Origin of the sequence: Burkholderia sp. RF7-non_BP4 (assembly GCF_001521935.1) — a bacterium.
Taxonomy (GTDB): domain Bacteria; phylum Pseudomonadota; class Gammaproteobacteria; order Burkholderiales; family Burkholderiaceae; genus Burkholderia; species Burkholderia diffusa.
This window is the reverse complement of the sequence record NZ_LOTA01000087.1, coordinates 1-14,989: the sequence shown is the minus strand read 5'-3', so window position 1 is coordinate 14,989 and position 14,989 is coordinate 1. Positions and strand designations below refer to the sequence as shown.

At 57.4% G+C, this 14,989-nt stretch carries 12 protein-coding genes and 1 rRNA gene; 6 read left to right on the top strand and 7 right to left on the bottom strand.

What is annotated here, in order from left to right:
• Positions 1 to 75: 75 nt before the first annotated feature.
• Complete coding sequence (locus tag WS49_RS26365) at positions 76 to 552, top strand: 3'-5' exoribonuclease (RefSeq protein ID WP_059534832.1); 477 nt, start codon at positions 76 to 78, stop codon at positions 550 to 552.
• A 16-nt stretch (positions 553 to 568) separates the two neighbouring features.
• Here the strand turns inward: WS49_RS26365 and WS49_RS26360 are convergent, their stop codons facing one another.
• The 3 genes from WS49_RS26360 to WS49_RS26350 form a co-directional block, all read right to left on the bottom strand.
• Positions 569 to 1,036: an HAD domain-containing protein gene (locus WS49_RS26360; RefSeq protein ID WP_059534829.1), complete on the bottom strand. Its 468-nt coding sequence runs from the start codon at positions 1,034 to 1,036 to the stop codon at positions 569 to 571.
• 174 nt (positions 1,037 to 1,210) lie between these two features.
• Positions 1,211 to 3,691 carry a hypothetical protein gene (locus tag WS49_RS26355; RefSeq protein WP_059534827.1) on the bottom strand — a complete coding sequence of 827 codons (2,481 nt, stop codon included), beginning with the start codon at positions 3,689 to 3,691 and terminating at the stop codon, positions 1,211 to 1,213.
• Positions 3,688 to 5,277: a hypothetical protein gene (locus WS49_RS26350; RefSeq protein ID WP_156441461.1), complete on the bottom strand. Its 1,590-nt coding sequence runs from the start codon at positions 5,275 to 5,277 to the stop codon at positions 3,688 to 3,690. Before WS49_RS26350 ends, WS49_RS26355 begins: the two co-directional genes overlap by 4 nt.
• A 318-nt stretch (positions 5,278 to 5,595) precedes the next feature.
• Here WS49_RS26350 and WS49_RS26345 point away from each other — a divergent pair, with 318 nt between their 5' ends.
• The 5 genes from WS49_RS26345 to WS49_RS35365 all read left to right on the top strand — a co-directional run bounded on the left by WS49_RS26345 (position 5,596) and on the right by WS49_RS35365 (position 10,030).
• Positions 5,596 to 6,363: an HNH endonuclease gene (locus WS49_RS26345; RefSeq protein ID WP_059534823.1), complete on the top strand. Its 768-nt coding sequence runs from the start codon at positions 5,596 to 5,598 to the stop codon at positions 6,361 to 6,363.
• A gap of 356 nt (positions 6,364 to 6,719) precedes the next feature.
• Entirely contained in the window at positions 6,720 to 7,286 is a 567-nt protein-coding gene (locus WS49_RS26340; RefSeq protein ID WP_059534821.1) for a hypothetical protein, read from the top strand.
• Positions 7,287 to 7,524: 238 nt separating this feature from the next.
• Complete coding sequence (locus tag WS49_RS35370; protein WP_156441460.1) at positions 7,525 to 7,827, top strand: DUF6388 family protein; 303 nt, start codon at positions 7,525 to 7,527, stop codon at positions 7,825 to 7,827.
• A gap of 56 nt (positions 7,828 to 7,883) precedes the next feature.
• Complete coding sequence (locus WS49_RS26330) at positions 7,884 to 8,894, top strand: hypothetical protein (protein WP_059534817.1); 1,011 nt, start codon at positions 7,884 to 7,886, stop codon at positions 8,892 to 8,894.
• Between the two features lie 80 nt (positions 8,895 to 8,974).
• Complete coding sequence (locus WS49_RS35365) at positions 8,975 to 10,030, top strand: hypothetical protein (protein WP_156441459.1); 1,056 nt, start codon at positions 8,975 to 8,977, stop codon at positions 10,028 to 10,030.
• 24 nt (positions 10,031 to 10,054) lie between these two features.
• Here WS49_RS35365 and WS49_RS26325 read toward each other — a convergent pair whose 3' ends face one another.
• From WS49_RS26325 to rrf, 4 genes are all read right to left on the bottom strand, one after another.
• Positions 10,055 to 10,957, bottom strand: coding sequence for a plasmid partitioning protein RepB C-terminal domain-containing protein (locus tag WS49_RS26325; RefSeq protein WP_059535124.1), 903 nt, complete (start codon positions 10,955 to 10,957; stop codon positions 10,055 to 10,057).
• The gene (locus WS49_RS26320) at positions 10,954 to 11,856 is read right to left on the bottom strand and encodes a ParB/RepB/Spo0J family partition protein (RefSeq protein WP_059534815.1); all 903 of its coding nucleotides are present in this window, start codon (positions 11,854 to 11,856) and stop codon (positions 10,954 to 10,956) included. The genes WS49_RS26325 and WS49_RS26320 overlap by 4 nt, the downstream gene beginning before the upstream one ends.
• Entirely contained in the window at positions 11,853 to 13,466 is a 1,614-nt protein-coding gene (locus WS49_RS26315) for a recombinase family protein (protein WP_059534812.1), read from the bottom strand. The genes WS49_RS26320 and WS49_RS26315 overlap by 4 nt, the downstream gene beginning before the upstream one ends.
• A 1,264-nt stretch (positions 13,467 to 14,730) precedes the next feature.
• A 5S ribosomal RNA gene (rrf, locus tag WS49_RS26310) occupies positions 14,731 to 14,843 on the bottom strand.
• Positions 14,844 to 14,989 lie beyond the last annotated feature (146 nt).

Sequence of the window (14,989 nt, the reverse complement as noted above, 5' to 3'; positions counted from 1 at the left end):
GCGAGCCCACATGGCGAACGCGAAACGTCGTCCTTATATCGTTACCAATCCGGTGGTGAACACCAAGGAGGGACAATGCGAATTTTTGTTGATACAGAGTTCACCGACTTCATCGACTGCAATCTAATCAGCGTTGCGTTGGTCGCCGACGATGGCCAGGAGTTCTACGCCGAGTGCAACGACTTCGATCGACGCGCCTGCAGTGCATTTGTCCATGAAGCGGTGCTGCCGCAGCTAGGTCGATATCCGGACCGCGTGTTCTCTCGCCAAGATCTCCAGCTGGCGCTTCACGAGTGGTTGCGCCTATTCAAGGGCGGCATCTTCTGCATGGACTTCGCAGGAGACTGGGATCTTCTTGTAGATCTCCTCGATGGCGTACCGAGTGGCTGGCAGGGGCTTCTCATACGTGACCAGATCGACCAGGTTCGGTTGGAATCCTACTACGCCCAGTTCGGCGGTCGCCACCATGCGCTACACGATGCCCGCGCTCTGCATTACGCGATGCAAGATGGACCTGCGTCTACGCATCCTGCGAAGTCCGGCTCAGACTGACATCGATCACTATCGCTTAGGAAACGAACTCATCAATCTGTTGAAGTATGGCGGGATCGTCTATCCCACGGGCCGGATCGCACACAACGAGGCGGGATAGTAGTTCCGGGGCCGACGCGAATTCCTTGGGGGCGTCGTCCAGAATCAGGACATCGGCTAACGTCAGCCGACGCCTTCGCATATAGTCCGTTATCCGTAGCGAGCGGCTCTCGATACGCCGGTTCGTGAGATAAATTTTGGTAGCTGCGCTCAGCTCGCGCAGATACTCATCTTGCAAGCGTTTGAGGTCGAACATATAGATCCAGGTGCTGTGGATTGCGATGTCGACCGCTTTCCCGCTGACACGTTCGGCAAGCTTAGTCTGCAGTGAACAAACTCCCTGTCCGACCACCATCGGTCCGTTGGGCCCGTATTCGAGCTCGCCCACGGAATTTGGATGTAGGACTCCATCGATGTCGAGGAATATCGTTGTCCTCTTGCTCATGGCTAGACTCAACTTCACAGAAACGGATCGAGATTACGCGATCACCACTTGGGCTGGTACCCGATATCATTCTAGGCGACCGCACTTAGTCTTCGTAGGTCCTCGCCCTGCTGAAGCAATACTGACGTGTCGCGGGCGAACAATTCTCGCTAGTTCCCTTGGTCTTCACGCAAATTAAGCCATCTCCCGCGCTTGTGTGCAAAGGCGAGCATGCTCCTCAAGCACCGCCGCTTCGTTTACACCGAGGCGCGCTCCGTAACGATGGGACATACCTGCGAAGACCTCCCTCACAGCATCGCCAATTGCTTCTTCTGGCAGCAGAGAGGCGAAGCAATAGAGGGCCGCAGCCAATCGATCCTCTCGGGGCCCGTTCTGTACCGGGATGCCCTCTTCACTAACAAAAACGCGCATTGCGCACAGGGCCCAGAAGCACGTCGCCCAGCACTCGAGCACATCCTCAGGCAGACCGCCGCCGAGCCCGGGATCTACGACAACCCGCGCAATCAATGGCTGTCCGCTGCTCCTCGTGCGGAACAGCTCGTAGAGCAGCCGGGTGACACGTCGCTGCCAGCTTGCATCGCCCGCACTCGGCAGCACTTGCTGCCGCGACACCTTCGCATTGGTATCCCCGGGCATCAAGTTGGATTTCCGGCTGCCGGCGCCCAACACCACGACGAGCAGCGCACGCAAACGCAGTAGGTCCACCACATCTAGATCGCGCTTCGAGGCTTCGCTCTGGAGCAGTTCGATGAAGTTTTCAACGGCTTCGATGAGACTCTTTTGCGTATCGTTGACGTACTGGCGCTGACGTCGCAAACGCTGCGCGGCGGCGTCGACTTTAATTGACGACACCAGATCGTCCGAGCCGAACCGGTCGTCGGTATCGAGCGCGCCGTCGCCGTTCGCCGTCTCATCGCCAAGCGACCAGTTCTGGCCCGCCGCGTCGTCTTCGTCGCCGGTCTCAACGGGTAGCCTCCCGCGCCCGATGAGCGCATTCAGGAACCCGCGCACCGACTCCTGATGCGACGATGCCAGATGGCTGACCAATGCATCGTTTCCGCCGTCAGCGGCCTTTCTGCGGCCAGCGATAAACTGCTCGTAACTCAGCGTGCGCGAAACGCTTTCATCCTTTTCACCCTGCTGGTCGCGCTCCTCTCTTTCGTGACCGGATGCCCGGCCTCCGGCTGTGGCCTCTGCCTCGCGCTCCGCCGCTTGGAGTTTCTGAATCACTTCAAGCAGCCACAGCCCTTCGATGGCATCCTCGTCGTCCAGTAACGCGAGCGAGTTATCGACGGCACGGCTCCTAAAGCGGCGTTGCGCTTCCTTGAGGGCTTGCTCGACGGTCACGATAGCGAGTGACGACTCGAAGCCGCCCGCGCTCACTTGCGCGAAATGAGGTACTGCCTCGGCGCGGCATCGATAGCAAAAACATTCGGCACCGCTTCCAACGCGCTCAAGGCTGACCGTCAGGCGCGCGCCGGTGCTATCAAACAGCGCGATTTCCGCGTGGACTGCATCGAGCCCAGCTGGCGGCCACCAGTACAGCCGGTCGCCGACGAGTTCGAAGCGTCCTGGCAGGCGGCGCTGAAACTCTGCCATCGGGATATCGTCGGCAGGCTGGTATGAGGCGATCGTCTCCGGTGAAATGGCCGTCGCATCGGTCAGCACACTCTCCAACCCGAGCAACTCGGCCGCCCGGCCCGGCGCGGTCTCGCGATACAAGCACGCTTCTTCATTGACACCGTCTTCTTCCGCGCCCAGAGCCGCCGTCGTGCAATTTGCGCTACCGAACAGGACGCAATCCGCCGTCTCCGTTTCGGCGATAAAAATCTTGGCGTGCGCGAAGCGGCTGGAGCCTGCGCTCTTCACGTTCTTGAGGTCGTGTAGGCTAACGTGCGCGTCACTCCGCCATCGATGCACGGGAAAGAGCCGTGTGTCGGGGCGCAGGAGGACTGCCGTCCTATCAGGCGTAAGTTCATGCCTGAAGCGATCGAGCGTGCCGAGGTCCGCGTCCCAGTACGGGCTGACCGCAATGAAACGCGTGACCCGTCGCGCGCCGATCCGCTCGATGAAGCGCGCACCGATGCCGCGCCTCCCGCCGCTGGCGAGAAATGCCAGCACGCCATCGTCGTCGGACATCACGGTGTCGTCGCCAGGCTTTGCCTCCGCCAGCCAGCGCGTCCGCTTCAAAGCCCAATCCAGCTGACGCCGCGCCACCGACACGTCAGGCAGTAACCGCTCTAGGTAGTCGAGTGCGGCGCGCAGGATCGGCACAGCAGACGGATCGGTTTCATCGGTCCTGACTTCTCCGATGACCTCGAGATTGCCCGCGAGGCCCGCCGCGGTCATGTTCGCGGAACTGACCATCAGCCGTCCCGACACATTCCCAAGCTGAAGGACTAGCTTCGGATGAAAGACGCCAGCGGGCTGAATGCCGACAACCGAATAGCGGCGGCCAGCGAACCGCGGTCGCCGGAGGCCGCCTTCCATGGCCTGCGCGACCATCCGCGCATCGGCGACCAAAACGTTGTTGCTGCTGCCCGCCTCGCGCAAGCGCGGCAGCGCGATCGACTCGTAGGCGGCGAAGTCCACGCCGAACGTCGTCACGATGGTGGTGTGATAGCCAGTTTCCGCAAAGGAGTTGAAGAGCTTCATGCGGCGAGTACCTCAAGGCCGGCGGCAGTCGGGCCTGCATCGTTCAATAGGTGCAGGTCTCTGAGGAAAGTAAGTGCGGACGACAGACGCGGATTGGTCAGTACCGGCCCCGTACCCTGACGCAGCCGCACGCGCCCGTCGTCGCATTCGAGCAGGAACGTATAATCGCCCTGTCCACGGAACTTCTGAATCGCCACCCAAAGATGCCGCTCGACGATCCTGCACTGGACCAACCGCGTGAGCAGTTCGGACAGAGGGAGATGCGCGTGCGCGCGCAGGTCAGACAGCTCAGTCACGATGGACTGTACGAACTCACCTTCCGTGACGATCGGGCAATAGAGCCTGACGCGCTCCAGCCGGTCTTCCCACCGCTTGTGCAGAACCGCCAGCAGCAAGACCGCCCGCGCGGCGATGGCATCTCCATCAGTTTCGTCCGAATCGCCTATGCCAAGCACGTCGTTGTGAAGCCGATATTCGGAGAGCGCATCGCTGTCGGACCACGGATCGGCGGCAAGCCGGATGTTCATCAGGAGCGCGTCCCACGTACCAGCCTCATGGTGCGTCAGCGAGTCAGCCAGCCGTTCGGCCACTTTTGCGACCAGGTGTTCCAGTGGCAGGCCGGCGGGCGTCAGTGCGAGCACATCGAGCACGAACCTGAGAATCGCCTCGTAGGCGACGTGCAGAAGATCGTTGGCGTGATATACGCTCCACGCGAAACGGCGTTCGTCCTCGGTCGAAGGAACTTCATCGAATGTTTCGCCTTCCGCGTTTCGCCCGGCATAAAGCGTCCAGCGTACCTTCGCCACGTCAATGCCAGAGGCATTTGCCTGCGCCGCGCGTAGGATCAGGCGCAAGGTCTGGCTGCGCATGACCGCCGTTGGCCGCTTCGGGTGAAGCTTGGCGAACAGCAAGTCCTGGTACAAACGGCATTCCTCGCTGCCCGCTTCGATTCGTGACGGAAGCATGATCGCCAGTCTTACAAGCTCCTGCCGCGAGACCGTGCCCTCGCGAGCGGCATGCCAGAAGACTTCGGCGGCGTCGCAGACCGACGCGTGGAACAGCTTCGCAAGCTGGTCGCCGACATCCACTGTTGGTACCGGCACCTGATGCGCGTCGACATACTCCAGCGCCCCGATTTCGACGAGTTGCGAGCCATAAGCTGCACCAAAGGCACCGAACTTCTGCTTCAGATACTGCGGATGGCTGCCCCGGTCTGTGTTCGGATGGAACACCAGATCTCCCGAAGCGGTTTGCGCCAACTTGTTGCCCGCCCAGATGACACCCGCCACACCACGCTCGTTGTTCTCCGCGGCCGCGATGAGAGCGTACAGCGCTTCAGCACGCCGTAGACAAATGCACCAGCTCTCCGCCGACGTCTCTCCGATCCGCTCAGCGTAGTTTTGCGCGAGCCACGCATAGAAGCCGTAATAACGCATGCGCAAAGTCACGTTGCTAATGCCCGGAAGCAGTTCCTGGTAAAGGGCGACGCTGGTGGTCTGCATGCCCAGCGGATCGATGCCACGTTTGTCTTCCTTCGACGTCCACATCGGCAACCCCGTGCCTGCGGACTTAAATGCTTCGTTCATCTGTTTCTCCTCTTGTCGTTATTGTTCGAGGCTTTTGGCGACCGTCTGTATATAGTTAACGGATCATCGTAAACGACATTGAGTCCATAGCGATGGGCACGGTTTAGGCCTGTCCGGACATCCGTTTGATCAACGGTGCGACTGCCGCACTACGATTCCGGCTCACTTTCGTCTCGGCTCCATCTCGTATCCAAACGCCCCCGAAAAGCATCTTTGCCGGATTGCACCTTTCAAATGCCAGTTGCACACATCGCACGGAAGCCGAGAGCGCCTGTGCGGTAGCATGACACCAAACCGAGGTGTGTCCGGGGAACAAAAATGAAATTTCAGTTCGATGTGGGAGGCAGCTATAGCCGTCGCGATGTCGCGCAGGCAGTTGGACTCCCCGATCTGCCGAGCGGCGGAAGTTGGCTCACGGGATACGTCCAACATGATGGAACCTATCTCGTCTTCTGCGGCGTCGGGGCGCCGGGCCGGACTGGGCACGATTACGGTAACAGCTTCGAGGGTGATGAGTTGGTTTGGAGCGGCAAAACCAGGAGTCACCGAACTCAGCCGATGATTGCCAAAATGACTGCGCCTGACTCGGAAGTTCACATTTTCTGGCGCCAGAATGATCGCGACAACTTTACGTACGCCGGTCTGGGACGCGCCATATCTGTATCGGACGAGATACCCGCTCGAGTGCGCTGGCGTTTTATGAACGCCGCCCATGGAGGTGAAGGCACGTTGGCCGAGGAAATTCCGACGGACGAGGTTGCTGTCGTGCCGCCCGCGATCCTCGAAGGTGCGATGAAGCGCGTGACGGTAAACGCTTACGAGCGTAACCCCGTCGCACGCAAGGCCTGTCTAGCCTTCCACGGGTATCGGTGTGCGGCTTGCGGCTTTGACTTCGAGGCAGTCTACGGCGACATCGGGCGCGGTTACATTCACGTGCACCATCTGCGGCCGCTGAGCTCAATCGGCGCGTCATACGTCATCGATCCGATCAAGGATTTGATCCCTTTGTGCGCCAACTGTCACGCGATGGTCCATCGCTCGGACCCTCCGCTCCCAGTCGATGTACTCGTAACACGGCTCAGATGATCCGCCAGAGCGGCCCCGAAAATATCGCTGGAGCGTACGCGAATGCGGACGTAGCTGTTCATGCAGATAAAGATGGCAAAGTGCGGGCGGAAGTTCTAGACGACCTTCAAAGCGGTCGTGCTGTCGTACGTGATGGCCATATTGTGGCCGCTTTCCCTGAGCGGCCTACCAGATGCCCGCCGCGGCGTGTTCAATCAACGAGTATCGACGGCCGTGAAGCTTGATATGCTGAGAATGTATGCTTTGACGGAGCACAAAGCTTGTGTTGTCCGTTCGACTTACGTCCAGAACACTGACAATGAAGTTCTTGCTAAGTGCACGACGAAGAAATCCATACGAACCGGGGACCAATCAAAATGAACAGCGCAAAGCCCAAAAAAGACGAGTGGCAAATAGTCGATGGGCGGCAGATGATGAAGAGCTTCGTTACGCTCTCGAGAGTCAGTCAGTTCATGAAGAGGAGGGTGCCGCAAGTTTTTGTAATATGGGCCGCCGTCGCAGTCCTGTTGAAAACCCCACTGTTCATCAGTGCGTTCAACGAGTTCGGGCGCAGCTTTACCTCCCCGTTCCTCGCCGTGGGAAGCATTGACGCCGGTCAACCGGTCGACATAACGGCCGTCCTTTTGATCGGCTTCGCAGCAATCCTAGTCGACGTGATTTTCATCATTGCCCTTTATCTCTGCATTAAGTTAAGCCGCCGTTCGGGCAGAGGACGTCCGGTGAAGATCGAGCAATGGGCCGCCCGCTTCTCGGGCAAGATATCGGACGAAGTGTCTTCGATCTTAACTCACTGCTCGGCAGCAACGTTGGTTCTCTTAATTGGCAAGTGGCAGGCCATACATGGAACCCAGGTCCTTCCCTGGCTAGTGGCTGTGGCCGCTTTTATGTTCGTCTTTGGCGCAATCTGCTATCGTGAAAACTGAATGAATGCGTCCATGGATACAATCGACCTACCGTTTCCCCAGGACATCTTCGTTGACTCGAGCCGGAATAGATGAACCAACCCGGTACAGAGCATCGCCATCGGAGGGACGCACTTTTATGTTAGGCACGTTCTTTCGGACTGGCATCTGCTGCCTCGCTGCTCCAGCAGCTCAATGAATTCTGCCAACCGGAATCGAATCTTTTTCGGAATACCTCTTCAGCACTGAACATACATCTATGAGTTCACCATCACTATCAGCTCAGCAGATCTCTATCGGCTATGAACGGTTCTTGTCGCAATTTCCCGCGGCTAGGGCACGCGTCGACAAGTTATCTCAAGAAGTGGCCAATACCATCGATGCTGACCTTGACGAACTCCGCCGAATCGAAGCTGCCACGGCCTTGGGGGAAGTTGCAAAAAGTTTGGGCATCGACCCCTTCGAATATCTGCTTCAATTTGCGGTTGATTGCGAATTGGAGCGGCGACAGATTCTCCAGGCCCGCCAAGAAGCGATGGAGCGCGCTATCGGCTTGCGCTAGTCGGAAGACGTACAACCTCGTCGTAAATCGACACAACTATAGATTGCAATAACCACATGCGCGCCAACGCACTCTATTTTCCCTACATCACGCTTCCTGACGACGCGTGGACAGTGAAGTCGCTCTTGTATTGGGACAAGCTATCATCCATTGTTCCGATGGACCATATGCGCCGTCCCGAACAGATGAACGGGTTCATGCGGGAGTTACTCAGCGAAGGCCTTGTGGAACCAGTAATACCTGCTGCGTACATTCGTCGTTTAGAGCGCTTCGATGACAGCTTCATCACATTGATCGAACACCGGCTGAAGTGGCTCCGCCCGCGCACCCCAGAACTTCCCTCCCGACACACGTCCACCCGGATTCATGCCGAGAAGCTTGGTGAAATACCTCGCTTCTTAGTGGAGGTTGGCCTCGCCAAGGAAGTCGACTGGCCGTGGTACGACGTGGAGACAACCACGGCGACCATGTTCATGTCCTATCTGGCTGCGTGCTTGGGGGCGATTCCTGAGGTCAATGCGACGCCCGTGACCAACAAGATGACTTTTGCCGCCGGGTTACAGGCTCGCCCTAGGTCGTCGGCACGGGACCTTCATCGCCAAAAAGCTCGAGAAGTCGTGTTGCAGCACCTACTTCCGACGCCAACTGGCCCCGTGCAGTTGGACAAACTTCTGCGATTCAAGAGTCAATACGGCCATCTTCTCCCCCCTCTGCGCGCTCGGATCGAAGCGCATTGTGTCTATGTTGCAACGCTTCCGAATGCGGACGACCGTATCGGTGCTAACGAAGCATTTTTGCGGAACTGCAAACCCGATATCGCTGAAATCGAGGATGCTATGCGCCCGTCGTTCGGATCGGTAGCCCTTGGCGCATTAGTCCCATTATGTGGTGCCGGGCTGACACTTCAGGCAACAAACTCAGGTAACGTGACCGCGTATGCAGGTGCCGCGCTGTCGCTCGCTGGTGCCGCCTATCAAGCGATCAACAGCATTCGAGGCAATCGGGCTTCGATGAATCGCCCGCTCGCCTATGTCGCCCACGCGCAACGTATGCTTGCCAAAAATTAAGAGTCGCATTCTGCATCTCGGGAAAAATATTTGAACCGACAGCCCGGCGACACTCTCACACGCAATTCACTGAAAATATAATGATTATATACGCCATCAAAATTATAATCGGCACCGCCCTAATATTAGCTACACCGGGCGCCGCAATTTCAACGATACTGATACTGGGCAAAATTTCACAATTTATCCGACGCAGCTGGATCATCACCAGCATGATGCGCTGTGCGATTTTTGTCAGAAAGAGGACTCGGCTGTTTATTGAGAGAAACTATCTTCTTCAGAAGATAGATGCTTTTAGCGAATCAATTGCAAAAGAATTCTCCATGCCACGAGTAGTTTTATTGCACACGATCCTCTTTGCATCTGCCGTTAAACTATTCCTTCTATATTACAAAGAAACTGATGTCTTCAACGCCACAATCACATTAATCGCAATGAGCATGCTACCCTTAGCAGCGCTCGCAGTTCATTTTTGCAGAAGACGCACTCTAGTCGAAGCACTAAACTGTCCGTTTTGCGTTTGGATTCGATGGACAGGGCTGGCAATATTGATCTGGATCGGGCACTCTGATGCAACCAGTCGGATATCCGCTCATTTCCTCGGCGCATCAGCGAATCTTCCTATTGCCTATAGTGCAGGTGCATTCATGTCGTCAATCGGCATTCTTTCGCTTTGGACGGCGCTATTTCTCCTAACCCTTCAACTTATCATCTTTCTACTTTTCGGTTTATTTGAACTCAAAAACAAGAGAATTCCCATAAAGCAACGCGTCATCGCTGCCGCGACTGCAACTGCCGCTCTTTTTACAACCTGCCTCTCATACGCAGCCCAAACTGCAATTGGAATGTCAGACATTGAAACAATGGCAATCTCAAAATTTGCCTGGGAGTTTGATATGTTTGATGAAAAAGCCTGCACGGGAAAAGACTCTCCCCCCGGCCAGTTGAGAAAAATTGTATTTATTGGGCCCGATCAATCAAATGCGTATGTTTTTACGAGCATTTGGGGCTCAAAAGACAACCCAAACAAACAACCGCGACCAGTACGTCTTTTGAAGGTAGAAGAGCGAAAGGCCATTCTTCCGACCCTTCAGGGAGTAATTCCGTGCAACTACACTGCACCCAAGCGGCCATGAATTAATTAGTTTTCTGAATATTTCCTAACTTACGTCTTCGAGCACTGGCTGCTCCAGAGCGATCATGTCCACGACCGACTGGAGTTCGCATAGCAAGTCCGCCTGTTGGACTTGCAGGTACTGGCGCACCGGCTCGTTCGCAAGCAACCTGGTTAGGTAGCCTTTTGCGAGCACGAGGTTGAGGACGTCCTGCCCGTAAGTCTGCTCGACTACCTTGTACTGTCCCTGCAGATTGCTCATCTCCCGCTCCATCTTCGCCATTTGCTCGGGGCTCACGCCGGCAAGCTTCCTCGGTTTCTTCCCTTCGATCAGCCGCGAAGCCGGCGTCGCGACGAGCAACGCTTCAGCGTACGAGACAGACAGGTTGTTTGCTGCCACCATGAGCTCTACACATTCGACTTGCCGCGTCGGCTTCATCTTCCGCAGCGCTCGCGCGAGCTCCGGCGAAAACTGTCGATCCTTCAGAAGCTCAGTCGCTTCAGCGCAAATCCCGTCCAGCAATGCCATCCTCTTGATGATCTGCGATACATCTACGGACAGCGCCTTCGCGAGTCGCTCCGGGGACACCCCCCGTTCAACGGCCCGACGAATCATGAAGTGCTCCTGGATGGTCGATAGTCGATTGACGCGGTTGTTGTACGTGTAGCTCTCATCGTCCGTGGCAACGAGGCACGACACGGTGTTGAACTGGAGCTCCTGCAACGCGATCAGTCGCAGATGCCCATCGAGCAGGACGTGGTTGCCCGATGCCTGATCGACCGGCGTCACCGAAAGCGGCTCGATCAAGCCCACCTCTTCGATGGAGCTTCTGATCTGCTTGAACTTTCGCGAGTTCATCATGCCGGCAGGCGTGCGCCGTGATGGCAGGATGCTCATGATCGGAACGGAGAGTGGTTCCGGAATGAACCCAAGTGCTACGCCGGTCATGCTGGACTCCCGCTCGGCCATACACGTTCTGCCAGATACTTCGGCAACGTCGCCAGTTCCTCAGCGCGCAGCAGGTTGACGAAGTTCTCATCCCCAAATAGCTGCCTGAGGGCACCAACGATGAACAGCAATCGCTGCTGCGTAAACTCCGCCTTCCGCACCATCGTTTTCTGCCGCTCAACTTCATGCTGATACGTTCGGACGAGGCTCGATGTGGTCACGTCCATCACCTTGCGCGTCATGTTTCGATTCGCCGTGCGGCCGAGCGCTTTCCTCCGCTCGATGACGCGCCGAGCGTCCATCAACTGGCGCCCGCGCAATCTCCCCGATTCATATGCCTCCTGCAGTGCCGCCTGGATTGCCTCATCATCGTCGCCGGCACCGACGATCGAAAGCGCCGCGTTCAGCGGAATCCGACCTTTCTCGACGGCGATCACAAGGCGTTCTTCACCCTGATGCAACAGCGTTAAGATCCCCTGCACGTAGTGCTGCGTGAGTCCCGTCTTCTCGGCGATCGCCTTCGGTGCGTAGCCGCGCTCCTGCAGTTCGCGTATGCCGGCGAGCAGCTCGAGCGGTCGGCATTGCCGTCTCGCGATGTTCTCCGTCAGACTCATGATGAACGCATCTTCGTCGCTCACGCTCACCACCAGCGCTGGTATCGTCGTTTCGCCGAGCGATCGGAACGCCTTCAGCCGGCCCTCGCCACACACGAGCAGATACTTCTCCACGCCACTTGCCGTTGCCCGTGGCGTGACCAGAATCGGTTTCTTCAGGCCAATCGTCTTGATGTTGGTGACGATCTCGTCGAAAACTCGACCATTACGCTCGCGAGGATTGATCACCTCGATCTGGCTGATGGGGATCATCCGAACCTCACCGGGCTGTTCACGCTGAGTCATGCTCTTCTCCTCAGCCGAGCTCGCTGTGCCATACCGTATAAGTAGTCCAGCGTGTCGAAGCGATAACTCTCGAACTCGATCGGATTCCAGTCCGCGAGACTGATACGAGGCTGCCAAAAATCGATGTGCGGCAGCAGGTAGTAGTCGAGCGCCGTCGAGTTGCTCTGGTCCAACCTGACTGCGACCGTGATATCAGGCAGCAGGCTCGTGTCGAACCGGACCTTCCAGCGGTTACGGCCGCTGCTGCGCACCTGACACCGTGACAGCACGATGCAGGCAGTGAACTCCCGATTCACGGTCAGCAGGTCCGTCGCCGGATCACGCGATACCGATCCGCCGAGATCCGCGATCTTCTTTTCGGTCTCGGCAACGATCTCTGGGTGCAGTTGCCGAATGAAGCGATTCGTTTCGATATAACGATAGTCACGTCCTGGCGTGAAGCCAACCGTCTGATACGCACGAATCAAGCTACCGAAGCGATACACATAAACCGAGGTGGACGGCATGCCCTCCGTTTCGTCGATCACAACGCCCGATAGAAAGCCTCGGCTTCGGTAAAGGTTTCGCAGACGCTCGATAAGCTCCTCACTCGAGTAGCGCCGGGCGCGCGCCCGCATGATGCCCTGCGCGGTATAGAACGTTTCGCTCGGCACGATGGGTTCGAACGCACCCTCCTTGCGTATCCACATCTCCGACGGATTGGTGACACGAGATTTCTTCAGCTTGAACGACACACGGTTGTAGACATTGTTGCCGATGTACTTTTCGTTGGTCAGCACCTCCCGAATCGTTGCCCGAGTCCAAGGTCGCCCAAGGTCCGTCTGAACGTTCATGCCGTTCAGGCGTGCGGCAATCTCGTGCTCATTGAGTGACTCATTGATGAACCAGCTGTAGATGAGGTTGACGATACGCACCTCGCTGTCCGGGCCCGGCATCAGAATGACGCGGTCCGTCTGCAGGCACTTGTGTTGGCCGCGTTGCAATTCCCCCTTCATGAGGCCATGCTCGTCGACCAGGATCCGGCGTAACGCATAGCCCGCCGGGCCGCCTTGCCGGAAACCCAGCTCGATCAATCGGCACTGACCCGCAAAGACCTTCGCTGACAACTCGCGGCTGTACTCACCGGCCATCGCACGCTTCACGCCTTTGACGATCGTCGAAACTGGCGAGCCGTCGTTCTCGAACTGTTCGGCGCAATAGGCGACCTGGATGCCTGCGCGCCGGCAGATGTATTCGTAATAGGCACTTTCGTCTGCATCCTGGAATCGTCCCCAGCGGCTTACGTCGTAGACGAGGATCACCTGGAAATCGGCCATGCCGGTTTCCACGTCCCGGATCAGTTGCTGCAGCGCTTGGCGCCCATCGATACGCAAACCGCTTTTGCCCTCGTCGGCGTAGGTCCGCACGATCTCGAGATCGCGACGAGCAGCGTAGTCGCGAATGCGATCACGCTGATTCTCCGTCGAGTATTGCTGGTGCTCCGTCGACATCCGAACGTATTCAGCAGCCCGCATCCTGCAGGCCTGCTCATCAACGGATTCGCATGTGCAATCGAGGTCCACGATCCAGCTCCCACCGGCAACCGCTCCTCGCTGCGCCGTCCCCGACATCAGCTACGAGGACTTGTATCGGCGAACGCGTCGCGCCTTGCAATGACGTCGAATGCGAGCGAGTACACAGCCAAGGTAGCAGGCCATAGACCCTTGTCGAACACGTCATCTCTTTGCAATCACGCCGGAACTGGCCTCGGCTCAGACAGCACGGCGATGTGCACCGTCCACGCGTTCATCTTTGCAACGCCGGCCTCAACCGCGTTGCGCAGGATGTAGAATCCAGATGCTAGTGGGCGACATGCCGGCCACACGTCCATGTTTGCAACAGCACTAGCAGTGCGCCGCACATTTCGTCGTCGCTGCATCGCGCAATTGCGATCGCGATAGGCCGGGTGCGTCTCGCGGTAGTGCCGCCAGTAGTCAGGATGTCGGGCTCGCCAGTTGGCCTGAGCCCGGATCTGATTCTCTCGATAGTCGGGATCGACTCGAAGGCGCTCGTGCTGCCATGCGCGCCGGCGAGCACGCTGGCACGCCTTGGCTGAGCAGAAGCGTTGATGCGGGATATGTATGAGCGGAGTGAAGGGTGTGCCGCAGGCAGCACAGATCCGATCCGATTTCATGGCCGTGCTCCACAGAGGAATCGAAGTGGGGCCAGCCGTGTTTGGGGCCAGGGTCAGTTGGAACCGGCTCACGGGACGCGGCGTCCCACCCTCGCAGATTGTCCGCCGTTCGCGATGCTTGTGCGATTCATGCCTGTCAGTCGACGCTCAGCCCGCGCGCGCAGAGCCTTGTCCTGCGGGCCTCTGCGGCCCACCCGCAAAAATTTTCATGTTTTGTGGCGTGGCTGCCGAGTTTTTTCACTATTCGAGTCAAAAAGCTCGAAGCGCCGTGACAGAGTTAGTGAAAAACTCCCATAAATTCAATGGGGCGACTTTTCAACATTTGTGACACCCGACACCCGTCTTGGCGGGAGAATCACAGGCATTGCCCCCCCTTTTGCTGCGACAATAAAAAGTACGTCACGCATTGATTATGCGTCACACTCCGACACACTTTAGATTGCCCCAAGGTGATCCGCGCATTGCCCATGGTGAACGTCGCAAGTCACCACCGTCTAGATAGCTCGGTGCCCGATGCTCCGCACCGTTAGTAACTGTGACAAGCGACGATAGTTCTGCAAGTGCGGCGGGCCAGGTCATTCAGGTCCACTGCCATATAATCTTTCAGGACGAGCTGCAACCCACGTCAGGCACATCGGAAATTTCCGCAGCGCCAATGCAAAAACCCCCGCCTGTTCGGGCGGGGGTTCTTGGCTTAGGGAGCCTGACGATTACCTACTTTCACACGGGAATCCGCACTATCATCGGCGTAGAGTCGTTTCACGGTCCTGTTCGGGATGGGAAGGGGTGGGACCGACTCGCTATGGTCATCAGGCAAAGAGGGTTGTTCTGCTGGCATGGCCAACAGAACCAATCTGGGAAGAAGCAGTAATTAGGTTGTGATCTGTATCTCACACGTACGCGGTACTTCAACCGCAGTACGTCGAGTGCTTTGCACTCGACGTTCGACATTCGTAAGCG

Bases quoted from the DNA above. Each gene is read 5' to 3' on its own strand.
- WS49_RS35370 (WP_156441460.1), top strand. From the start codon at position 7,525: ATGAGTTCACCATCACTATCAGCTCAGCAGATCTCTATCGGCTATGAA.
- WS49_RS26315 (WP_059534812.1), bottom strand. From the start codon at position 13,466: ATGTCGGGGACGGCGCAGCGAGGAGCGGTTGCCGGTGGGAGCTGGATC.
- WS49_RS26340 (WP_059534821.1), top strand. From the start codon at position 6,720: ATGAACAGCGCAAAGCCCAAAAAAGACGAGTGGCAAATAGTCGATGGG.
- WS49_RS26350 (WP_156441461.1), bottom strand. From the start codon at position 5,277: ATGAACGAAGCATTTAAGTCCGCAGGCACGGGGTTGCCGATGTGGACG.
- WS49_RS35365 (WP_156441459.1), top strand. From the start codon at position 8,975: ATGATTATATACGCCATCAAAATTATAATCGGCACCGCCCTAATATTA.
- WS49_RS26330 (WP_059534817.1), top strand. From the start codon at position 7,884: ATGCGCGCCAACGCACTCTATTTTCCCTACATCACGCTTCCTGACGAC.
- WS49_RS26345 (WP_059534823.1), top strand. From the start codon at position 5,596: ATGAAATTTCAGTTCGATGTGGGAGGCAGCTATAGCCGTCGCGATGTC.
- WS49_RS26360 (WP_059534829.1), bottom strand. From the start codon at position 1,036: ATGAGCAAGAGGACAACGATATTCCTCGACATCGATGGAGTCCTACAT.
- WS49_RS26320 (WP_059534815.1), bottom strand. From the start codon at position 11,856: ATGACTCAGCGTGAACAGCCCGGTGAGGTTCGGATGATCCCCATCAGC.
- WS49_RS26325 (WP_059535124.1), bottom strand. From the start codon at position 10,957: ATGACCGGCGTAGCACTTGGGTTCATTCCGGAACCACTCTCCGTTCCG.
- WS49_RS26355 (WP_059534827.1), bottom strand. From the start codon at position 3,691: ATGAAGCTCTTCAACTCCTTTGCGGAAACTGGCTATCACACCACCATC.
- WS49_RS26365 (WP_059534832.1), top strand. From the start codon at position 76: ATGCGAATTTTTGTTGATACAGAGTTCACCGACTTCATCGACTGCAAT.